This window comes from Microcoleus sp. AS-A8, assembly GCA_039962225.1.
GTDB lineage: Bacteria > Cyanobacteriota > Cyanobacteriia > Cyanobacteriales > Coleofasciculaceae > Allocoleopsis.
Genome location: JAMPKV010000009.1, coordinates 158,628 through 180,317, shown reverse-complemented (window position 1 = coordinate 180,317; position 21,690 = coordinate 158,628). Strand labels below are relative to the sequence as shown.

Sequence of the window (21,690 nt, the reverse complement as noted above, 5' to 3'; positions counted from 1 at the left end):
AGCCGCGTTTTTAAGCCGTGTTGCGAAACCTACTTGACGGTAGATCAGTAACACTCACCAGGGGAATGTGGAATTTACCTAAAACAAGAACTGTCTTCGAGACGAAGTTAGGTGAATTTACGGTTGTCCTCATCCCAACTACAACGGGGAAAGCGGCTTATCTAACCTGGGGAGCGATCGCGCCTTCACACACTCGGACGTGCGGCGCGTCATGTGCGGGGGCAAGCGATTATGTATGCGGATAATCTCACCGATAGCATGATTAAAGCGATTGATGAAACGGAACGCCGTCGCGGAATTCAGTTAGCTTACAACCGGATGCATAGGATTACACCTCAGCCGATTGTGAAAAAAGCAGGTAATTCAATTTTGGCGTTTTTGGAAGTGTCGCGGCGGTTGAATGCTCAACAATTGGAAGAGGTTTATCAGCAGTCGGATGATTTGTCTTTAGAGGAGATTCCGCAGTTAATTACTCAGTTGGAAGCGCAGATGAAGGAAGCGGCGAAAAAGTTGGAGTTTGAGGAGGCGGCAAAATATCGCGATCGGATTAAGCATTTACGAGATAAATTGTTGGGGCATTAAGCGTCGGGCGGTTGAACAAAACTCGGAGTCAGTCTAGGGGAATGCTCCAAATTGCTGATTTATTACTGGCTCACGGATTGTTACATTAGTTTATAAAACTCATGGACATCTAACTCGCGCTATAAGTTCCAAGTTTTCCGAGCGGCAATGTCCGCTACGGGCTACAAAACAGATAGGAGGAATTTGATAGCACCAAGTTATAAAGTAAAGTTCCAATGAAGAGTGAGATTTTAATACAAAAAATCGAAAATTTAAAAAAGAGAACTAGTGCAAGTCTAGTGGCAATTGAGGCCATAAAAAACTGGTTATTTAATTCAAGTCTTCTCCAAAGACTTAGAATAAATCCTCATTATATCGCCGCTAATTCCGCTTGCCATGTGGAAGAAATTACCTCTGAATTTTTATATGGCGTCAAGGCAGGGGTATTTGATTTGCACTGGGACGTTCACTGCCCTCATTGCAATATGATTACTGCTGAATTTAATGACTTAAAAAATGCCTCAGCACTCTCGTTTTGCCAGATGTGTGAACGTAGCTTTGAGGTTGATTTTTTGGAGCGCGTTGAAGTGACGTTCTCCCTCAATAAAGAAATTGAAGACCCAAAACTTTCTCCTATCTGCGCTCCCCCGCCTATATTAAAAGCTAAATTTCAACTGGTTACTCCGCTCAATGAAACTGACTCTGCTATCGTCATCTTGGAAAAAGGGAGATATCGCTACTGCTGTCCTCTCACCTTGGCCAAAGGAATTTTGGTGGTAGACGGCGAAGAGACGGAGGAACTCCAAGAAATTTGCATCAAGCAATTGGAAGGCAAGCACTTTGATAAGACCCAGCTAACTGTCCGTCCTGGTAAAACCAGAATTGAACTCACCAATATTGGTCACTCGCTATCCGGCCTGATTATGCATGTTGAAGGCTTACCAGATGAGCTGAGCTTAGATCAACTTCCTCCCCGTCTTAGCGGTCTTCAAATTATTCATTTCTCCGCTTACAAACGCATATTTGGTGAGCAATTTTTATCAGATCGCGAACGAATGAAAGTTCGTTCTGTTACTATTATGTTTACCGATATTACGGGTTCTACTCGGATGTATGAAACCCTAGGAGATGCCAAAGCTTATAATATCGTGCGCGACCATTTTGAAATTTTATTTCAGGCAATTGAACGGCATGGGGGAACTGTAGTCAAAACCATTGGCGATGCGGTAATGGGTTCTTTTTTAACCAATGAACAAGCCATAAAAGCAGCGACAGATGCTTGGTTAGAGTTTCGCAATTACAACTCTAATCGCCCGGAGTTTGAACAAATTCAGGTTAAATTTGGAATTCATTGCGGCTCTGCCGTGCTGGTTACTCTCAATAATCGTCTCGATTATTTTGGCTCAGTCGTCAATAAAGCAGCACGCATTCAAAACGTCTCAAGAAGCTACGAAATCTCGTTCTCTGATGAGGTTTATAATGATAAATCTTTCTTAGCCGCATTAAGGGCTAATGGAGTATCGGGAATTCAAAAACATTATGAAGATTTGAAGGGTATTCAAGGAAGACAGATCGTGTACACGGCAAGAATTGATATAGAGGCGCTAATTCCCGTCGTGAATATCCTAATCTGAGTGAGCCGATTACGCCTACACTGTACGAGGGAATTGATAGTCGGGTATAGCGGTTTGCATTTAGATGAAGTACAAGGCTGACGGTTTTCAAGCAGAGGGCAAAGGGCAGAAGTTAGATGTACTCCACCCAATCGAGAACCGCTATATTGTCAAACGTTACTCCCCATGCAAGCCCGTTCGCACACCGGGGATTTTGAGGCGGATACGGTAAAGGCTATTACTTGCGGTAATGTAGAGCGTTTTGTAGTCCTCATCGCCCCAGGTCAGGTTAGCAGCCACCTCTGGCACTTCAAGAATGCCTAATAGATTGCCTGACGGTGAGAAAATCCATATGCCCCCAGGCCCAGTACTGTAAACATTCCCCTCTTGGTCTACCTTCATTCCATCTGGAACACCATTTTTACTGGGGTCTTTCAATTCTGCAAACAGTTGCCCGTTTTCCAATGTACCGTTCGATTTCACATCGAAGACACGAATGTGACCTTTTTCGGAATCATTCACATATAGTTTTTTCTCATCCGGTGAAAAAGCAATGCCATTGGGACGCACGAAGTCTTTCACTAACAAAGTCAGTTTTCCATCCGATGACAATCGATACACACCATAGAAGCCCAGTTCCTCCTGCTCAGATTTAATGCCATAGGGGGGGTCGGTGAAGTAGATGCTTCCATCTGATTTGACCACCAAATCATTGGGACTGTTGAGTCGCTTTCCCTCGAACTGACTTGCCAGCGTAACAATAGTGCCGTCTTTTTCAGTACGGGATACACGACGATTACCATGCTCAGCCGTGAGTAAACGTCCCTCTCGATCTAGAGTATTACCATTGGCATTTCCAGAAGGGCGACGAAATATCTCTAGTTTTTCATTGGCTGTCCATTGATAAAGGGTGTTGGCAGGAATATCACTAAAGAGTAAGAAGCCTTTGGGATGCCACAGCGGCCCCTCCGTAAACTGGAAGTCTCCCGCCACTTTTTTGACTTGGGCGTTGTCATCAAGAATCGCTTGTAGAGTATTTTTATTGCTCATATTCCTCGATTGTGGTGAAGTTAGGCGGGAGTTCGTTTGAGACTTCGAGCATCGAAACCCTAAATCATTTCTTCCTTGAGTAACACCGTTGCTGGGCGCAGTGGTTAAAACCGTAAATAAAAGGCTGTATTGAGTAACTCTCAAGATTAGGTTTTTCATGCTAGCGGCACTGAACTCAATAATAAAGTTATCACAACTTTATAATGATTGAATCTTCAATCCGTACTGCTCCGAATTGCTTCAACAAAGGAAGATACTACCGCTTGAACGTGTAATTGCGAGTAGCCATTGAGGGGCTAACGGCGTTCTCAAAAAGTTGGGCATCGGCACTGATTAACTGAAAAATAAGCCGTTAATTTTCAGTTAGCGTGTAACGGCGAACACAAAATACAGCACTCAAATCAAAGCCTCAGTTTTTGAGATTTCTTTCAGACCAAAGACTGATTAAAGCGATACCTTAACCAGACACAATTTATATATCGGATTTGACTCAGATTATAAACACTAATGATATAGCTCAAGTCTTGGGGGAAAAATGCTAAAACCTTGGATGATAATTGATGGTGTAACATTAATAGTTGCTCTAGGTAGTAGTTTGATTAGACCAAAGGATATCTCTTGGTCTCAACACCTTTCTCGACCGAAGTGGCTATTCTTTGAGCCGGCTATCCCATTCATCTGGACTGTCATTTTTGCTTGTGGAGCCGGGTCAGCGGTTCTCGTGTGGGAAAAAGAGCCAGGGAGTCTTAGAACTTGGTTACTCATGGGATTTTACTTGCTAGTCGAAGTAATCACAGTCGCTTACATTCCTGCTACCTTGAGACGGCGGAGCCTCGGAGTTGGCACACTTCTAGGGTGGGTTGGTGTAATTTTAGGAGTTCTGCTGACGCTGGTTGTTTCGCCTATTTCTGGACAGGCTGCTCTTTTACTACTGCCTTACCTAATTTGGAGTCCGATTGGAAGTTATACAACCCGGAGGATGATTGACCTTAATCCCGATGCTGCATAGAACTTCAATTTTCCTGAGTTTATATGAAGTTTAAGTAAAGTTTGGTGAAGGAAAAGCCCATAAAGCACTGGCAAGAGAAAGTGTTCGAGCATGAAGCTAAATAACTTGCATATCTCTACCTTAAGCAAGAGAAAATCTAGCTCATTCCTGTATTAACGTGGCAAGTGCAGATAGAAAAATAAAGTTATGGCACTTGTAAAAATTACGGATTATTATCCGAACTATAAACAAGACATTTTCGGTGGCGATGACATCAAAGGCTATGATGTTTATTCCGAAAGTAACGAAAAAATTGGTGGCGTTTATGATGCCATTCTAGATAGCGATTCGGGTCGTTTTCGGTATTTCGTGGTTGATACGGGATTCTGGATTTTTGGTAAAAAGGTATTACTACCTATTGGTCGTTCGCGGATTGATTATGAGCGGCACCGGGTTTATGCCACACATATGACTAGAGAGCAAGTAGAACACTTGCCTGAGTATAACGACCACATGACCGTTGATTACGATTACGAAGAACGAGTCAGAAACGTTTATCGGCCAGCCAATACAGCGGCTACGACACCTACCCACAGCCGCGACAGCTATAGCTACGAGCACGATCGGGAGCTTTACGACACCAATGAGCAAGCTCACCAAAATCTCAAGCTGTATGAAGAACGCCTGATTACTCACAAAGATCGTCATAAGACGGGTGAAGTAGCGATTGGCAAGCGGGTTGAATCGGAAACAGCCACGGTTTCAGTACCCGTCGAAAAAGAGCGTGTGATTATTGAGCGCAACGCTCCTAGCACAGCTAGAGAAGTTGCACCGGGTGAAGCTGATTTCCGGGAAGGGGAAGCGGCTCGGATGGAAGTCTATGAAGAGACAGCAGATATTCAGAAAAAAGCCTTTGTCCGTGAAGAAGTTAGCATCAAAAAAGAAGTGGTTCGCGACACGGTAGATGCAACAGAACAGTTGCGTCGCGAAGAATTAGATGTTGATGTTGAAGGCAAGCCAGTGATTGATAAAAATCGCTAGGTTATTGATACGAGCCTTTGAGCATCTTTGTTGAATCAGTATCGTAACTAACTGAGCTGGGTAGGGACATGGCAATGCTGTGTCCCTACCCTTTTGGGCTTGTTGGTTGCACTAGTGCAGCGCGGCGGAAATAACTATCCAGTTGACAAAGGCAATAAGGCTTACTGTACAAGCAATGTTGCTTCTGCCTTCTGCCTCCTGCCTTCTGCCTTTTTGCACTAGAGGCACGGCGACACTAAGGTATCGGTTAAAGTCAAATCCTGAAAATGCCATGGCCTTAAACCCCGTAAGGCTTCAGGGTAACTGATCAAGCTCTTGAGTCAACAAACCTGATAGAAACTGATAAACTACCAATTTTGATTGGTTGGTTATTGGTATGTTGAGGTATAAATTATTCATTGTGTCTTTATCGGCTCTGCTCATTTCTACTCCTGCGGTGGCAGCAGAAACGTTAAATTCCCAACTCGTTAAGGCCGTCTGTCGTCAGGAATGGTGGAGAGCCATTCGTGTGGTGGATCGAATGGCGGTTGTGTCTGAGCCTCAATATCGTAAGCCGTTACGCGCTTACCGTAACCGATTGGTTCGTATCGCTCAGTCTCGTGTGCCAGCGATGAGTCCTGATTGTGCAAGGGATGGTCTGCCCCGCTCTGGAATACCTAATATTCAGCTAACGCCTTCAGAGTTTCGACCACCAGAGTAAGGTTGAGCTAGAACAATTACAAGTTTGCAATCACTCTCTCCTTGAGGACGAATGATCACCCAAAGGCTTCGCTCCGTCCAGGCATCCAATGACCATGAATTAGTCCCTATACAAATCTCGATTCCTTAAGTGCCTCCCTAGCTCGAACTATGCTGCCAGTTATTTACTCAGATGAATTTCTCAATCATGACAATGGTCGGTTTCATCCAGAACGACCAGAACGTCTAACCGCTATTGTGAACGCGCTCAAAGCCGCGCCTTGGGCTGACAAACTTGAGTGGCAGCTACCGACACCCGTGGAAACACGTCCAGTGATGCCGCTCTTGCAACAAATTCATACCCCAGTCTACATTGAACTGGTTCGGGAAATTGCCACTAGTGGCGGTGGAATGCTGGATGCAGATACAGCCATTTCCCCTCGTAGTTACGATGTCGCCCTGCTAGCCGTCAGCGCTTGGTTAGATGGGGTGGATCGGGTTCTCGCTACAGAAAATCCAGCCTTTGTCCTAGCACGTCCACCCGGACACCATGCGGAGCGAGAGAGGGGAATGGGATTTTGCTTATTTTCTAATGCTGCGATCGCCGCTTACTATGCCTTAAAACAACCGGGTATCCATCGCGTTGGCATTCTGGATTGGGATGTTCATCACGGTAACGGTACACAAGATATCGTGGAGAGCGATGCCCAAATTGCCTACTGTTCGCTGCATCAGCATCCCTGTTATCCCGGTACAGGTCAAGCAAGTGAGCGAGGGTTATATAAGAATGTCCTCAATCTGCCCATGCCACCGGGCAGCAAAGTCGCGAATTACCAACCCATGTTTGAGCAGAAAATCCTGCCGTTTTTCCGAGATTTTCAGCCAGATTTACTGATTATCAGTGCCGGTTATGATGCCACTGCGGATGATCCCTTGGCAGGAATTGCTCTCAATCCACAAGATTTTGGACTGTTTACTCACTCCTGTCTGCAACTGACTCGTCGCATTCTTTTTGGTTTAGAAGGGGGTTATCATCTTACCGCCCTTGCTCAGTCAGTGGTGGCAACGATTGAAAGTTGCTTGACTTGAGTGCTTACCTAAATAACACCTTCAACTGAGAGCTTGCACCCTAGGCTGCGATAGGCGGGACGCCCAACCCAGCATCAATAATTTTTCCGGCGGGGTAGGCATCCTGCCTGCCCCATGAAACACTCGATTGGTGCCTTTAAACCAAAAGTTCATCCTTCCTAAGATATACTTTCATCTATCTTTAGGTATACTTGGCAAAACGACGAGTCTTGTGCAGAGACCGTAGACAGGCACACCTTAGGCAGAAAACACACCAGCCAAGTATGAACCCCTTAAAGTTAGATCAAGAAATCGGTAAGATGGCGAGGGCGATGATGACCCGTAACACACTGATTGGGACAGATCTGATCGCCCATCTGAGCAATCAGATGACGCTTGAAGAAGTAGCCGGGCTAGTGCTTGTCAGTTTCGAGCGGTTGCTCTGGTTTGATGAAGAGGCGATTCTCTGGTCGATAGAAAATCTCCTTCCGGCGGCTGTGTTGCAAGCAATCCAAAAAATTACTTCAGTCGCCGTGTATCAGCAGTTGATTCGTAAGGGATATGTGCCAGGAAAAGACATGAGTGTTGATGCCAATGGCCAACTGCTTGTAAAGGCAAAGATGATAACAGTAGCCTGAGTAAAAATTTTGAGGAGTTAGGAAGCGATCGCGTCCTATGTTGTAGAGTCACTCATCCCTTAGCTTCAATGAGTGACTCGGTAAAAATATTTGATTTTAAACCTAATTTAGGTGCTTTAGCCGTATCGCGAGAGGCTTTTGCACCTTTCTTGCTTTGAGCTTGTTTCACAGTCTCTTCATCAATTTTTTACAGGTTTCTTTATCGATTTTTTAAACTAAAACTTAAAAATCTCCGGAATCATGAGCTGGGCTTGTGTAACCTTGAAAGCTAGCTCAAGTAATACACTCATAAAAATCGGTGAAGTTATTGGGAATGATACTCAGTTTTTCTATTGCTAATTAGTGGCAGTCTAGGGATAGCAAAAACTTTGTAACTCATTTAGGTACCGATGGTCTCAAGTTTAGACCTGTGATTCATCGCGTCATAAATCCTGGAAATCATACCTTATAGGCAACCTAAATAACATCATTCAAAAGTTGCAAAGGCTCTGCAATATCCATTGCAGATAGATAAACAACAATAGAAATTATCTGATTGGTTCTGCGCTTTTTTATGGAAGGACAATCTCTTGTGTATAGGCCAATAACTCAACCGACTAAAATCTTGAGTCAGTTGCGGACTGGTCAACTACTCAGAGTCAAGGGTACTCCTGGCAATGCTCTGATTATTTGCAATCCTCACCATTCAGAACTGGCGGGGCCAGGTGCTGCTGTTGGTAGTGTGTTTGACCTTAAATGTAATCGAGTCATTCCTATCGGCAAAGTTTCTATCGTCTATCCCGAAACTCGGATTGAACGCAAGAAAGCCTATGCACTGCGTCAACAATGGATTCTTTTTACTCATAAAGCAATGGAGACTTGGGTACCATTGCAGCGAGCGAAAAGACTGTTGATTATGCTTTATCAGTACTTTGACCCCCAACTCATTGACGAATTGCCTGATGAAGTCCTCGCTCGGTTGGTAGGAGTTTTGCCTAAAACAATAGGTATAGTACGCCAATCTCTGCTGTCTGAAAGATTGCTGACGGTAACCCGCGAAGCTGAGCGGGTACACTGCAAGCTCCCGAACTGATGAAAGTTGGACGAGAGATAGGGAATTAGGAATTGGGGACTGGTGATTGAGATCATTTGTCTTAGTCCCCAGTCCCAATCCCAAGTGCCTGTTAAATCAATTTGACAGCCTTCAAACCAAAAAAGAGCGCCAGAGCAACACCTGTGGCACCACCGAGCAATAGAAAGTAAGCAACGACTCCAGACATTTACGTTTCTCCACAAAAAATCATATATCTCCATTGAATCATTGGGTGGGATAAAATACAGCGCACAAGTGATCGGAAGGGGTCAAGGCGCAATGGATTCTGTGATTGGTGTGAATTTGCCGGAGCAGTCTTATCAGATTGCCGTAGTGGCTGGTGGATTGGATGATGTAGGGGTGTGGATGAGCCGCTTAAAACTGGGGAAGAAGGTTTTGGTCGTATCCAATCCTGTGATATTCAAGAAATATAGTGAACGTGCGATCGCAGCCCTAAAGTTAGTGGGATATGAGGTATCCACCTGTACTCTCCCAGCAGGAGAACGCTACAAAACTCTCAAATCGGTGCAGAAAATCTACGATGTTGCATTAGAAAACCGCTTAGAGCGTTCCTCTACCATCGTCGCTTTGGGGGGTGGAGTAATTGGCGATATGGCAGGTTTTGCAGCCGCTACCTGGTTACGGGGGATTAACGTGGTACAGGTGCCGACATCGCTGTTGGCAATGGTAGATTCCTCGGTGGGTGGCAAGACGGGAGTGAATCATCCCCAAGGGAAAAATTTAATTGGGGCGTTTTATCAGCCGCGATTTGTTTTGATCGACCCCTTGGTATTAAAAACATTACCACCCCGTGAATTTCGGGCGGGCATGGCAGAGGTAATTAAATATGGCATTATTTGGGATGCTGAGCTATTCGACAAACTAGAAGCGACAAAGCGTCTCGATCAACTGCGTTATGTGGATGAGGAGTTGTTGTCTCTGATCCTGACTCGTTCCTGTCAAGCGAAAGCAGATGTTGTTAGCAAAGATGAGAAAGAAGCGGGGTTAAGGGCAATTCTCAACTATGGTCACACGATTGGTCATGCGGTGGAAAGCTTGACGGGATATAAGTTAGTGAATCATGGGGAAGCGGTGGCAATTGGCATGGTTGCAGCCGGTCAGATTGCAGTGCAACTTCAGATGTGGAAGTCAGAGGAGGCACAGCGCCAAGACGCATTGATTGAGAAAACGGGATTACCGACTCAGTTACCCAAGGAACTGGATATTGATGCGATTGTGGATAGTCTGCAAACTGATAAGAAGGTGAAAGATGGGAAGGTGCGGTTTATTCTGCCAACTCAGATTGGTGCCGTAACGATAACGGATCAAGTGCCTGCGGATGTGATTCGGCAAGTGTTGCGGCAAATGCAGCCATGAGCGATCGCTGATTATCCCCCACGTTTTTTGAAAAAACAACAGATCAAGCAGATACCGAGAAACCTGTTGCAGCACTGCTTGCCTAGAAGTGCTGTTACAACGATGGAGATTGAGCTAGAGCAAAGAGGTTATCAGCCATAGACTCAATCAGATGAGAGCGAAATAGCTGAGAACGCCAGGAGTCTGGTATTTCCATCTCCCCATAAAACGCTCCTGCCAACTGTCCGCAAACAGCACCTGTTGTATCTGCATCCATGCCCAAGTTAACAGCTAACAGACATGCTTCCCGAAAAGAATTACCCTGATAGAACGCCCATAACGCCGCCTCAAGAGATTTGACCACGTAGCCTGAACCTTGAATCTCTGGGGGTTGGCGGTGTTTGAACGACCCCGCAGCAATTTCGTCGATTTCCTCCACCAACGGGTTTTCTTCCCAGTATCCGGGGATGGGACTGTAGCGTTCTGAAAGCAGTTCTTCCTTACTAACCCCATTGACAGCACCAACGATAAGCGCCCCAAAATAGCGGCAGGCATCAACTGCTGCCCTTACTCCGTGGGTTGTTCGCGAACTCTCTCCCGATTTTTCAATCGCTTCTAGAGGTCTTTTGGCGTAAAACAAAGGTACTGGAGCTAAGCGCATGATGGAGCCATTTCCAGCACTGCGGGGGTCTGTGGGACCGCAATAAGGTTCCTGGGTTTTTTCAAACCGCGTTAGCGCGTCTAGCGTCGTGTTGCCGATGTCGAAACAGCGATCGATGCTGCTGAGGTAGCCTTCCCGCAACCAGCGAACGTACTTCTGCAATTGATTGACGGGATTAAACCCTTGTTGCTCCATTAGGCTATCAGCCAAGCACAGCGCCATTGAAGTATCATCCGTCCATTGTCCCGGCATCACATCAAATGAACCGCCTCCAACCATATCGTCAATGGGTGTAAATGAACCGGGTTGTCTAAACTCTATGGGTGCTCCTAGTGCATCTCCCACTGCCAAGCCCAAGAGACTGCCACGATAACGTTCAATTAGCTGCATTTGGAATTACTATTCGATGGGATAACCCAATTCTGGCAAAGTCATTGAAATTTGCGTCTTTTCGGTTAGCTACAAAACGCACCAGTCAATCAATTTTAGGGATAAATAATAGTTAAGATTATTAAAATCAATCGCATTCTGGTCACCTCTCACTATCAGAGATTATTGCGATCGCAAATTCAACTTTTGCGGTAATTGCTCAAACGGAACGCCCAGTAACTCACAAAATACTGTCCACTGTTCGCGAGTCATTGCCGGTTCAACATCTCCGTTTTCCCAACGCCTCAGCGTAGACGTGGATACTCCTAAACGAACTGACAACTGCTCCTGAGTCAGATTTGCCTGTTCGCGCAGTCTTTTCAACGGAGAGTCATTTTCCTCTGGCTGTTGACTTGATTTTCTCGCTGACATATCATCATATACGCGATTCAAAACAATCGCTTCATTCAATCGATTGTAGTAATCTTTTCACGAACACAACAGTGGGCAGACACCCCTCGATACTCACCTGCGTTTCCGGTAAAGGTCTGCCTCGTTTTTCAGTGTCTTCATCATAATGGATTCCAGGGATTCTATGAGCTACAAAGAACGTCTCCAAGCTTGGACGATTGTCCGCCTCCTTCCCGATATGCAACGAACCATTGTGGGTCGGTTCCGTCATCGCTCTGATGCAGACGGACACGTCCACTTTTTACGCCAACAAATACCCAACGCTTCCTTTGTCGTGGTCTTTGACTCTCAATCAGGAATCGAAGGATAAACCCTTGCAACGTATCAGATGTCCAGTTGATTACCCTTAATCGAAGCATGTTTGTCGTGAGCGCTTCATCGCACCATTCCCCGCAGACTCCCATGACTCACTACAAACTCCCGCATCGTGTTGTTTTTTGACGGGACATGATATTTATTTAGTCGGAAAAAAAGCTAGAGGTTCCTGTAGAGTTTGCCCTGCTTATCTCTGTTTGCAGGAGTCAACATGTTTTGCCGGAACCTCTCGCCACCGTCTCCTCAAAATTTAGCTGAAACCAAGGCTAGAACAGTGGTTGAAACCGCAAGACATCTGGAGTTTTATCTAAATCCAACCGTATACTGGTAAAGAAGTCCGGATGGCTACGCCTCTATTGAGTAGCTTGGTTGTAGATGCCTGCCAGAGTAAAATACAGCCGGTCTGTCATCTGCCTACTACAATCCCTGGGTGCCCCATTAACCATGTCCATTGGTCAGCAGAGGCGTACCACGCTTGAACACCAACCTCAAATTACATCGTTAAACCGTTAAGTCAGTAAAATAACAATTGCTCTAAGAAATAGCAGATCTCAGTTGCATGAAGTACATCACAATAACTTAACCCCCCACTCCTCATCCTCGTATGAATTCCGGTCATCTCGGGTTCCCTATAAGGGAAGGGGATTAAGAATCAAAGCCTCACTCATAGAGTAGGAGAGAGGTTTTCCTGAGAGGTCAGAGTGTACCTCATCCAATCGAGAAGGGCTATAAAAGACCGCCCAGGGCAATGGGTGCATCCTAATTAACCAATCTAGTTCCTGGGGTATTGGTGAAATAAACTTTACAGGCGTGCTTGAGCTATATCCTTGCAAATTTGGGATGCACCTGAATGAACCTTTTACGTATGTTTCAGCCGACCGATCCAGATCGACCCCTGGGCGGACGCTACAAAGTCATTAGTCAATTGGCCGCCGGTGGGTTTGGTCAAACCTTTGTCGCACACGACTTGCACATGCCGGGTCAACCCCAATGCGTGGTCAAGCAGCTCAAGCCTCAAGTGAGTGATGTTGAGAGTCTGCAAACGGCAAGACGACTGTTCGATACGGAAGCTCAAGTTCTCTATAATCTAGGCAATCACGACCAAATCCCCCGCCTACTGGCTCACTTTGAAGATAATCAAGAGTTCTATCTAGCCCAGCAATTAATTGAGGGAGATCCACTCACCGAGGAACTGGCATCGGGTCAGCCTTGGCCGGAGGCTAAAGTGACCGCCCTGCTGCAAGATATCTTAAACGTCCTATCGTTTGTCCATCAACAGCAGGTGATCCACCGTGACATCAAGCCATCCAATCTCATCCGCCGCCGACGAGATGGCAGAATCGTCCTAATTGACTTTGGTGCCGTTAAGCAAGTCAGCACCCAGATGATCAATTCCAAAACGGGACGAACCAATATGACGATTTCCATTGGCACCCACGGTTACATGCCAAAGGAACAGTTGCTGGGAAATCCCCGGTTTAGTAGCGACATCTACGCCGTTGGCATGATTGGCATCCAGGCGTTAACCGGAGTTCACCCTAGGCTCCTGCCCGAAGATGGGAATACGGGTGAAGTGGTATGGCATGACCGCATCCAACAGGTCAGTCCTGAATTCGTTGCTATCCTTGACAAGATGGTGCGCTATGAATTTCGCGCTCGTTACGTGTCAGCGATAGATGCTTTACAGGCATTGCGGAGTTTACCCGCCCACTTGTTGGAATCTGTGCCTCTCCCCCAACCGTTGCCAGAAGCATCGGGCGCAGTCCCTGGATTGGAACTGCAAGCTCCTCCCACAGCCACTGGGGCGACAGTGCCGATCATGGGCGTCGCGCCGAGTCCTACCCCGCCAACGGCACCCAATGCCGCGCCAACCTCTGAGCACTCCACTCCTACCATTGCCGCTGGCACCGAACCGTTCCCCCAGCCCACTACGCCCACATCAGGCTCTCAACACTCAGAACCCACGGTTGCTGCTGGCACCGAACCGTTCCCCCAGCCCACTACGCCCACATCAGGCTCTCAACACTCAGAGCCTACCGTCGCCACTGGCCCCGAGTGGATCTCCCCGCCTGTCGTCGGATCAAAGCCAACGGTAACGTTACAAGGAAGCCGGCAGAAATCTTCCATTAAGCTTTTGCCGATTATGGGTGGCGTTGTCGCACTGGGTGCCAGTTTTTGGGTTGTTAAGGGTTTCTTATTCCCTCCAACTCCTCAAACCGCCTCCCAAGGGAATAGTGTTGCCGCTGTTAGTGGAAATAAAAGTACCGATCCCAAACAAGCAACAGAACTCCTGAGTCAAGCCGATCGCCTGCGGGAAGCTGAAAATTATCAGGAAGCGATCGCGACTTACGAAAAAGCGATCGCACTCAATGCCAATGAGGCAAAAGCTCATTGGGGACTCTGCTACAGCCTGAATCAGATGCTCAAGCCACAAGAGGCGATCGCCGCTTGCGATCGAGCGCTTGCCATTAACTCCAACTACGCAGAAGCACTGTGGAGCAAAGGTAACGCCCTTCACCAAGAACAGAACTACCAGGAAGAACTCAAACTCTACGAGAAAGCGCTGCAAATTAAGCCCGACTTTGCAGACGCCTGGAATAATCAGGGAGTCGCTCTGTTGAAATTGAATCGCTTCGATGAGGCGTTTGCGGCTTTGGACAAAGCAACTCAACTCAAGCCTGATTGGGCCGATCCCTGGGCTAATCGGGGCAATGCCCTTCAGGCTCTCAAGCGCTACGATGAAGCATTCGCCTCACTAGAAAAGGCTCTGGAACTCGACCCCAATCACGTAAACGCTAATAATTTGTTGCAGCAGTTACGGCGAAAACTCGGTCGCTATAGCGATGACCAAGACCAGGAAAAAGGCAAAAATAAGAAAGAAAAAGGCAAACAATAAATAGAGATTTAATTTTTGTGTTTATGCCAAAACGGTTGTTTTTATGAGTGCGATCATATCATATGCAACTGTACTGTTTATGGCAGTGATATAGTGTCCAGCAATAAAACCCTAATCTGTGAAGATTTTGTTGTGATAACTTTAGTCTTCTTGTGAGGGCGAATCAACCGCCTACTACGAACAGGATTTTCTTAGGGGCAATTAACCGAATATGATATGACAATGGCTATAACTTTCTGAGTATGCCCAAAAAATCCTTTCTCTACTGACCGCTTAAATCAATCAGAAAGGACTTCAATTATTTATTAATATTTTTATTTTAGTAAAGAAAAATAGAGCAGTTCAGGAATGACCCATCACTAATAAATAATGACGGAGCGACGGTTGCTCCAATTTCTTTCAGAAATGAACTTCCCCGTCGCATTTTTTTGTGTTACCCAAGCGCTCTTATCGGTCTGATTACCCTCACGGTCGTTGCCACACCCCGCGAATTGAGTCTTACGGCAATTCGAGAGCCTGATCTCAAACCCAGCCGATTGATGACTCGCCGACTAATGGTGATGTTTCTGGTTTGACCATTCGACTGGGCAAACTCTACTGTTTCACCGCTAATGCTATTGATAGATCCGGCAAGTTCCCCTGCCTGAGTTGCTTGACTTAGCAAGAATGTAGGTGACTTTGAATCATCTAAATTGATAGCGCTCGCTGGATATGCTGACACTGCTGAAATTAACAGTGGTAGCATTAGACCTGTGAATACTGTCTTTGTATGAATCCGCACGTTCTCCTCACTTTAAATCGTCGATAATCAGACACCAACCTAACAACAGCCTTCAAGGTTGGCAAGGTTTTTTCTGTAAAAAAGTATCCTGAGAAAACCTATATATTATTAATACAATTAATAGAAAAAACATCCGGAAAAAAATAATAGATTTCTGGAAGACTGGTTATAGGGTAGCTAGAGAACCCTGATTCTTCTAAATATTCTTTCGCCAAAAATAATGAGCGATGCTGAGAGGTAAATTCCAAGTTGCAGGTTTCATGTTGCTCGGCTTGAGTGGAATGATGTTGATCCTCATTCGTCAGCCCCAAACAACGACACCCATCGCTCTGAAAGACACGACGCCAACCAGCCAGCGTCAGCAGCCAGCAAAGACAGCCATCGTTGCCAAAAAGACGGGGGCAACCAACCCACCTCAGCCGCCAGCAAAGACAGCCATCGTTGCCAAAAAGACGGGGGCAACCAACCCACCTCAGCCGCCAGCAAAGACAGCCAATCTTGCCAAAAAGACGGGGGCAACCAACCCACCTCAGCCGCCAGCAAAGACAGCCAATCTTGCCAAAAAGACGGGGGCAACCAACCCACCTCAGCCTCTAAAGCCTTCTGGTAAACAAAAACCGCCCGCTTCTAAAAAGTCCTCGGTGAACCCTCCATCTCAGGCGATCGATCCAAAAAGTCTGAGTAAGGATACTCACTTGGTGATTAAACTAGGCGATCGCCGAGTCTATGTCTATAAGAACAAAAAATTGAAAGTCAGTTACCCGATCGGCATTGGCAAAGCGGGATGGGAAACCCCCACAGGTAACTATAAAGTGATGGATATGCAGCCCCATCCCATTTGGGAGGAGCCTTGGACAGGTAAAGTTATCTTGGAAGGCCCCAATAATCCCTTGGGAGTCAGGTGGATCGGTTTTTGGACGGATGGACGTAACTCCATTGGCTTTCATGGCACTCCTGCCGAAAAGTTGGTGGGACAGGCAGTTTCCCACGGCTGCATCCGGATGCGTAATCGAGATGTCGTTGCCTTGTACGAACAGGTAAAAATGGGTACACCCGTCACGGTGAAGCCTTAAGAAAATTCGCGTGAAGTTTGAGTTCCTCAGATTTTAAGAAGTTATCCCCCTCCAAAGGGCGATCGCTTCAATTTTTCAACGCCCGTAGCCTAAACTGAAAACACAGGTGGGCATCTATTTGATCGATTTCAACGTCTCAAAGCTGAGCGGGTGTGTATATTAAGTGAGATAACTGATCCCTGAAACTCTGTCAGTGGTTGTAAGTTTTGTGAGCATCGAAAGTGCTTTACTCACTTAGTTTTGGCTGGCTTAGAGTAGAGGAATTAAAGTATGAGAACTCTATTTAAACGAACAAACCCAGATCAGCCCCTAGGCGGACGCTACAAAATTATTGGCGAACTAGGGGCGGGTGGGTTCGGTCAAACCTTTCTGGCGCAAGACCTGCACCTACCTGATCATCCCCGATGTGTTGTTAAACAGCTTAAGCCCCAAGTTAGTGATGCCGAAAGTTTTCAAACGGCAACACGTCTGTTTGATGTAGAAGCCAGAGTCCTCTACCAGTTGGGCAACCATGACCAGATTCCCCGCTTATTGGCACACTTTGAAGAAAATCAGGAGTTTTATCTCGCCCAGGAATTAATTGATGGGGAACCCCTGACTCAGGAGATTAAGGGGGGACAGCGTTGGTCGGAGACTCAGGTGATTGCCTTTTTGCAAGACCTTCTGCATATTTTGACGTTTGTCCACGAGCAAAACGTAATTCACCGCGACCTCAAGCCTTCTAATTTGATGCGTCGCCGACGAGATGGCAAAATTGTCCTGATTGACTTTGGGGCGGTCAAGCAAGTCAGCGCACAAATTATTAATCCCCAGACGGGGCAGACAAGGACGATTTCGATTGGCACTCAAGGTTACACCCCCAAAGAACAATTGGGCGGAAACCCCCGCTTTAGCAGCGATATTTACTCGGCTGGCATCATTGCGATTCAGATGTTGACGGGGATTCATCCCAGGAACTTGGCTGAAGACGCTCAGACGGGGGAAATTAGCTGGCGCGATCGCGCCCCTCATGTGAGCTCTGAACTCGCGGAGTTTCTTGACCACATGGTGCGCTATGACTTCCGTGTTCGTTACCCCACAGCAGCAGAAGCACTTTTGGCACTGCGAAACTTATCAACATCAAGAACGCAGTTTGGCGCGATTTCCCCGCTCTCATCTGAAGGCTTGGGAGAACTGCCGACGCAACCACGGCAATCCTCAGCCAGCACCAACGAATCAACCGGTTCTGGTTTAGGGCAAGCACCCACAAACCCAATCGCACAGCCCCAAACGACTGAATATACGGGGTCTGGAATGGATCAATCGGCGACGAATATGTGGGTACCCTCCGCCTCCTCCTCTCACTCCCAAACACCAAACAGCCAAACAGACCCCACGGTTCCTGTGGGTCAATTCCAGCGCCCTCAGCACTCATCTGTCAGTTCAGTGCCCACTGTCGTTGCACCCCAAGCAGGCCAGAGACGACTGATCATTCCTTTGTCGATTCTGGCTGTCTTAGGGGCTGTGGGGGCGACGTTTTTGATGACGAAAACCTTCTTATCCCCGCAATTTGCCAATCAAACAGTTGACCGCCGTGAGGTACCTGCGGCTAGTTCTAATCCAAGTCCTGCTGAGCCGTCTGTGTCGCCCACAGAGGTCAGTACACCAACAGCGAGTCCCAGCACGACACCTGATGAAACGCCTGCATCACCAACAGAGGCGAGTTCACCCACGGCAAGTCCCAATGCAACGCCCACACCTAGCCCAACGTCTGCATCCCCTTCTCCTACTGGTTCACCCGTTGCCACCCAAGCGTCTCCGACTCCCAGTGCCGCACCTCCCGTTACAAAATCTGCACCGGCCTCAGTGCCAGCGGTGGTTAAATCGGCTCCTTCTCCGGCAGCCCCCCAGGTGGGAGAATTCGTGAAGCAAGCCGATCGCGCACGGGAAGCTGGACAGTTCCAGAAAGCGATCGAACTATATGACCAAGCGATCGCGGTCAATCCTAAACTGGCAGAAGCTCACTGGGGACGTTGCTACAGCCTGAATTCCGTGCAACAACCGGATGATGCGATCGTAGCTTGCAATAAAGCTCTCGCCATCAACGATAAGTACCCAGAAGCCCTGTGGAGCAAAGGTAGCGCCCTCGACCAGAAGGAGCGCTTCAGTGAGTCGCTAATACTCTACCAGCAGGCGACGGCTCTCAAACCCAATTTTGCGGAAGCCTGGAATAACCTGGGCGTGTCACTCTTGGCAGTGGGTCGCTTCACTGAGGCCGTTGCCGCCTTTGATAAAGCAACAGCACTCAAGCCAGGTTTGGCCGATGCCTGGGGGAACCGGGGTGCCGCCCTCTGGGAACTCCGACGATTCGATGACGCGATCGTTTCTATGGACAAAGCCCTGAAAATTCAACCTAATAACCCAGACATCCTTCACCTGCGCCAGCTGGCACGGGAAAAGCTAGGGCGTTAGGGCGCTATGACGGTCAGAACACAAGTTTTTCACCCTTTCCCTGTGGAGAGGAACTTTAGGGGAGAAGATGAATTTACATTCTTCTGCTCGCTGAAGTCGCGGCTCATGGAGTTTATTACCAACATCAGCTAAGCTGAGCAATAGTCCTCAAGGTGGAGTTTGAATTAAATTAGACTAATCTTCACTTGATGGTAATACTCATCCTTCACGCTGACAATGCATAATTTTTTGCCCATCGCTTACTTTCAAAACAATTTTGTCCCTTTCGCCGAAGCTAAAATTTCCATTGCCACCCATGCACTACACTATGGAACTGGAGCCTTTGGGGGATTAAGGGGAATCACTGACCCTCAAAATGAAAAGCAAATTCTGTTGTTTCGCTTAGACCGCCATTGCCAAAGATTAAGCAATAGCGCTAAAGTTCTTAATTACAATTTACCCCCTGATAAAATTCAGAAGGTTATCGTTGATTTTGTTAAGAAAAATAACCCGACTACTTCTTTTTATATTCGGCCTTTTGTCTACACATCCGATTTAGGAATTGCACCTAGACTACATAACATCGAAAAAGATTTCTTTGTTTATGGGCTAGAGTTGGGAGATTATTTATCTCCAGATGGCGTTAGCTGTCGTATTAGTTCTTGGTATCGTCAAGAAGACCGTAGCTTACCTTTAAGAGCCAAGATTAGTGGCGCTTACATTACTTCTTCATTAGCAAAAACGGAAGCAGTGGAATCAGGTTTTGATGAAGCTATTCTGATCAACGCTCAAGGTAAAGTCTGTGAAGCCTCTGGGATGAATATCTTTATCGTGAGAAATGGACAATTAATTAGCCCTGGATTCGATCAAGATATTTTGGAGGGGATTACCAGAGATAGTATCCTAACCCTGGCCAGAGACTTAGGGATTCCAATCCAAGAAAGACCCGTTGATAAATCAGAGTTATTGATAGCGGAGGAAGTTTTCTTGAGTGGGACAGCCGCCCGAATCACCCCAGTGAAACGAGTGGAAAATTATGAATTATCCCAGAACCGACCGATTACGGGAAGACTCAGAGATAAGCTAACGGCTATTACAGAGAATCGAGACTCTAAGTACCAAGACTGGGTATTCCCCATCTCTGTTGACTAAGAATTTTGGGAATCGGAAATGGGTCAGATAAAGTGTGAAGGATAAACTATGAAATATCAATTACAGAACACGCAATTCCCCATTTTCCATTCCCCATTTTCAGATATGAGCGTTGCTACTCCAACACCCGGAGGGAATGAGAACACCTTGGAAATCCTGTACCTTTTCTAGTGTCATGAAGTAGACCCAAGCCAAGCCCAGTGATTGCCCTGCCTGGTCATAGACTGCTATTTGCTCTCGATTATATTCGTTGTCTTCCGGCCTGCGGTTCGGCTTGTAATCTTCTAGCTCATCCAGACTCTCGAAGATGGCGGAATCAGCAAAGGTTAGCAAAAAACCCTGAACTTGACCGTCTCCAAGTATCATCCCTGGATAGCCCAGCGATAGGTGATACAGTTGACCATAGGCGATCGCTCTTTTCGCCTCTACAACCTTAAGGGTGCAGTACCGTTGATAATTGCACTCCCCTGGCTTAAGAGTACCGTAGACAAAGATTTTTAAGTTATTCAAGGTTTGCTCATTAGACACAAATGTAGTATATTTGTAGCAAGCTAACTATAGCATTTCTCAGTTGCGTAAAGTACACCACAATAACCTAACCCCCAACTCCTCATCCTCACATAAGAACTCCGGTCGCTCCGGTTCCCTACAAGGGAAGAGAGATAAGAATCAAAGCCTCTCTGGGCTAAAAAAATCGAACCGCTTCCCTCTCCTATACAGGAGAGGGTTAGGGAGAGGTGGAGAGACGTTTTTCCGAGAGGTCAGAGTGTACCGCATCCAACCGAGAACCGCTATATTCGCAGACCATGAATAACAAAATAGAACTTCTCAAAGAAAAAATAAACCTGCTTAAACAGAAAGACAAAGATTGTGTACTATTTGGTGCTCAAGCCCATAGATACCAACTCAATGCCTGTCTGACTAAAAAACAAGTGGCAAATTTTGAACAGCAGTACAAAATAACTCTACCTGAAGACTATCGTAGTTTTCTCTTACATATAGGGAATGGTGGTTCAGGGCGTTATGGCGGCGCAGGACCTTGTTATGGAATTCTTTCTTTAGAAAAATCCCTAGCAGAAATAAAAATAGAAATCAAAAATTTTGGGTTAAATTTCTTATCGGAGCCTTTTCCTCTGAAGGAATCGGACGCCTTAGACTGTATTCATAAAAGAAATCGAGACCTACCTTTTTATTTTATAGATGAAGATTATCCCTTGTGTGGTTCCTTGCCTATCTGTCATCAAGGATGTGGATGGATGTATGTTTTGGTGGTAAGCGGAGAACAGAAAGGGAAGATTTGGACAGCTGGAGAAGGTTGGTGCCCCTTCTATTATGAAGACAACCAAATTGATTTCTTGACTTGGTATGAAGATTGGTTAGATAGCTCCTTAGCAGATATCTTAGGGAAATAAAGTCTAAAAATCAAAAGGTGAAGAAAAAATCACAACAGTAGTAGGGTAGCACGGCGACTAACCCA

General features: G+C 46.4%; 22 protein-coding genes and 1 pseudogene. 16 read left to right on the top strand and 7 right to left on the bottom strand.

From position 1 onward, the window contains the following. The first annotated feature begins 65 nt into the window (after positions 1–65). The 3 genes and pseudogenes from NDI48_16300 (at position 66) to NDI48_16290 (ending at position 2,195) form a co-directional block, all read left to right on the top strand. On the top strand, positions 66–245 hold the full coding sequence (locus tag NDI48_16300) for a hypothetical protein (protein MEP0832736.1): 180 nt from the start codon (positions 66–68) through the stop codon (positions 243–245). Further along, positions 172–582 (top strand): annotated as a pseudogene (locus tag NDI48_16295) (UvrB/UvrC motif-containing protein). The gene NDI48_16300 and the pseudogene NDI48_16295 overlap by 74 nt, the downstream one beginning before the upstream one ends. Positions 583–797: 215 nt before the next feature. After that, positions 798–2,195: an adenylate/guanylate cyclase domain-containing protein gene (locus NDI48_16290; GenBank protein ID MEP0832735.1), complete on the top strand. Its 1,398-nt coding sequence runs from the start codon at positions 798–800 to the stop codon at positions 2,193–2,195. A 156-nt stretch (positions 2,196–2,351) separates the two neighbouring features. Here NDI48_16290 and NDI48_16285 read toward each other — a convergent pair whose 3' ends face one another. Next, a complete protein-coding gene (locus tag NDI48_16285; GenBank protein ID MEP0832734.1) occupies positions 2,352–3,383 on the bottom strand; it encodes an SMP-30/gluconolactonase/LRE family protein in 1,032 nt (343 codons plus the stop codon). A gap of 376 nt (positions 3,384–3,759) precedes the next feature. Here NDI48_16285 and NDI48_16280 point away from each other — a divergent pair, with 376 nt between their 5' ends. Together NDI48_16280 and NDI48_16275 are read left to right on the top strand one after the other, a co-directional pair. Next, positions 3,760–4,233 carry a TspO/MBR family protein gene (locus NDI48_16280; GenBank protein ID MEP0832733.1) on the top strand — a complete coding sequence of 158 codons (474 nt, stop codon included), beginning with the start codon at positions 3,760–3,762 and terminating at the stop codon, positions 4,231–4,233. A 186-nt stretch (positions 4,234–4,419) separates the two neighbouring features. Next, positions 4,420–5,253 carry a DUF2382 domain-containing protein gene (locus NDI48_16275; protein ID MEP0832732.1) on the top strand — a complete coding sequence of 278 codons (834 nt, stop codon included), beginning with the start codon at positions 4,420–4,422 and terminating at the stop codon, positions 5,251–5,253. Between the two features lie 111 nt (positions 5,254–5,364). Here NDI48_16275 and NDI48_16270 read toward each other — a convergent pair whose 3' ends face one another. Continuing rightward, on the bottom strand, positions 5,365–5,526 hold the full coding sequence (locus NDI48_16270; GenBank protein ID MEP0832731.1) for a hypothetical protein: 162 nt from the start codon (positions 5,524–5,526) through the stop codon (positions 5,365–5,367). Positions 5,527–5,653: 127 nt separating this feature from the next. Between NDI48_16270 and NDI48_16265 the strand changes: the two genes are divergently transcribed. From NDI48_16265 to NDI48_16250, 4 genes are all read left to right on the top strand, one after another. Next, on the top strand, positions 5,654–5,953 hold the full coding sequence (locus tag NDI48_16265) for a hypothetical protein (GenBank protein ID MEP0832730.1): 300 nt from the start codon (positions 5,654–5,656) through the stop codon (positions 5,951–5,953). Positions 5,954–6,102: 149 nt separating this feature from the next. Beyond that, positions 6,103–7,020 carry a histone deacetylase gene (locus NDI48_16260; protein ID MEP0832729.1) on the top strand — a complete coding sequence of 306 codons (918 nt, stop codon included), beginning with the start codon at positions 6,103–6,105 and terminating at the stop codon, positions 7,018–7,020. Between the two features lie 263 nt (positions 7,021–7,283). Next, positions 7,284–7,637, top strand: a complete 354-nt coding sequence (locus NDI48_16255) for a hypothetical protein (protein ID MEP0832728.1) — start codon at positions 7,284–7,286, stop codon at positions 7,635–7,637. Between the two features lie 571 nt (positions 7,638–8,208). Further along, positions 8,209–8,709: a hypothetical protein gene (locus tag NDI48_16250; protein ID MEP0832727.1), complete on the top strand. Its 501-nt coding sequence runs from the start codon at positions 8,209–8,211 to the stop codon at positions 8,707–8,709. Positions 8,710–8,800: 91 nt separating this feature from the next. Here NDI48_16250 and NDI48_16245 read toward each other — a convergent pair whose 3' ends face one another. After that, positions 8,801–8,896 (bottom strand): cytochrome b6-f complex subunit PetL, encoded by a 96-nt coding sequence (locus NDI48_16245; GenBank protein MEP0832726.1) that lies wholly within the window; start codon positions 8,894–8,896, stop codon positions 8,801–8,803. A gap of 92 nt (positions 8,897–8,988) precedes the next feature. Between NDI48_16245 and aroB the strand changes: the two genes are divergently transcribed. Beyond that, positions 8,989–10,086 carry a 3-dehydroquinate synthase gene (aroB, locus tag NDI48_16240; protein MEP0832725.1) on the top strand — a complete coding sequence of 366 codons (1,098 nt, stop codon included), beginning with the start codon at positions 8,989–8,991 and terminating at the stop codon, positions 10,084–10,086. A 94-nt stretch (positions 10,087–10,180) separates the two neighbouring features. Here aroB and NDI48_16235 read toward each other — a convergent pair whose 3' ends face one another. Together NDI48_16235 and NDI48_16230 are read right to left on the bottom strand one after the other, a co-directional pair. Then, positions 10,181–11,116, bottom strand: a complete 936-nt coding sequence (locus NDI48_16235; protein ID MEP0832724.1) for an ADP-ribosylglycohydrolase family protein — start codon at positions 11,114–11,116, stop codon at positions 10,181–10,183. A 162-nt stretch (positions 11,117–11,278) separates the two neighbouring features. Then, a complete protein-coding gene (locus NDI48_16230) occupies positions 11,279–11,566 on the bottom strand; it encodes a helix-turn-helix domain-containing protein (protein ID MEP0832723.1) in 288 nt (95 codons plus the stop codon). Positions 11,567–11,690: 124 nt separating this feature from the next. On the opposite strand from NDI48_16230, the gene NDI48_16225 reads away from it, so the two are divergent. Both NDI48_16225 and NDI48_16220 read left to right on the top strand, forming a co-directional pair. Further along, positions 11,691–11,876 (top strand): hypothetical protein, encoded by a 186-nt coding sequence (locus NDI48_16225; GenBank protein MEP0832722.1) that lies wholly within the window; start codon positions 11,691–11,693, stop codon positions 11,874–11,876. An 855-nt stretch (positions 11,877–12,731) separates the two neighbouring features. Then, the gene (locus tag NDI48_16220) at positions 12,732–14,777 is read left to right on the top strand and encodes a tetratricopeptide repeat protein (protein MEP0832721.1); all 2,046 of its coding nucleotides are present in this window, start codon (positions 12,732–12,734) and stop codon (positions 14,775–14,777) included. Positions 14,778–15,210: 433 nt separating this feature from the next. Here the strand turns inward: NDI48_16220 and NDI48_16215 are convergent, their stop codons facing one another. After that, a complete protein-coding gene (locus NDI48_16215) occupies positions 15,211–15,441 on the bottom strand; it encodes a hypothetical protein (GenBank protein MEP0832720.1) in 231 nt (76 codons plus the stop codon). A 554-nt stretch (positions 15,442–15,995) separates the two neighbouring features. Here NDI48_16215 and NDI48_16210 point away from each other — a divergent pair. The 3 genes from NDI48_16210 to NDI48_16200 all read left to right on the top strand — a co-directional run bounded on the left by NDI48_16210 (position 15,996) and on the right by NDI48_16200 (position 20,213). Continuing rightward, complete coding sequence (locus NDI48_16210) at positions 15,996–16,631, top strand: L,D-transpeptidase family protein (protein ID MEP0832719.1); 636 nt, start codon at positions 15,996–15,998, stop codon at positions 16,629–16,631. A 270-nt stretch (positions 16,632–16,901) separates the two neighbouring features. Then, the gene (locus NDI48_16205) at positions 16,902–19,082 is read left to right on the top strand and encodes a tetratricopeptide repeat protein (protein ID MEP0832718.1); all 2,181 of its coding nucleotides are present in this window, start codon (positions 16,902–16,904) and stop codon (positions 19,080–19,082) included. Between the two features lie 216 nt (positions 19,083–19,298). After that, positions 19,299–20,213 (top strand): branched-chain amino acid transaminase, encoded by a 915-nt coding sequence (locus NDI48_16200; protein ID MEP0832717.1) that lies wholly within the window; start codon positions 19,299–19,301, stop codon positions 20,211–20,213. 99 nt (positions 20,214–20,312) lie between these two features. Here the strand turns inward: NDI48_16200 and NDI48_16195 are convergent, their stop codons facing one another. Next, on the bottom strand, positions 20,313–20,741 hold the full coding sequence (locus tag NDI48_16195; protein ID MEP0832716.1) for a gamma-glutamylcyclotransferase: 429 nt from the start codon (positions 20,739–20,741) through the stop codon (positions 20,313–20,315). A 278-nt stretch (positions 20,742–21,019) separates the two neighbouring features. On the opposite strand from NDI48_16195, the gene NDI48_16190 reads away from it, so the two are divergent. Continuing rightward, on the top strand, positions 21,020–21,625 hold the full coding sequence (locus tag NDI48_16190; protein ID MEP0832715.1) for an SMI1/KNR4 family protein: 606 nt from the start codon (positions 21,020–21,022) through the stop codon (positions 21,623–21,625). Positions 21,626–21,690: the final 65 nt, after the last annotated feature.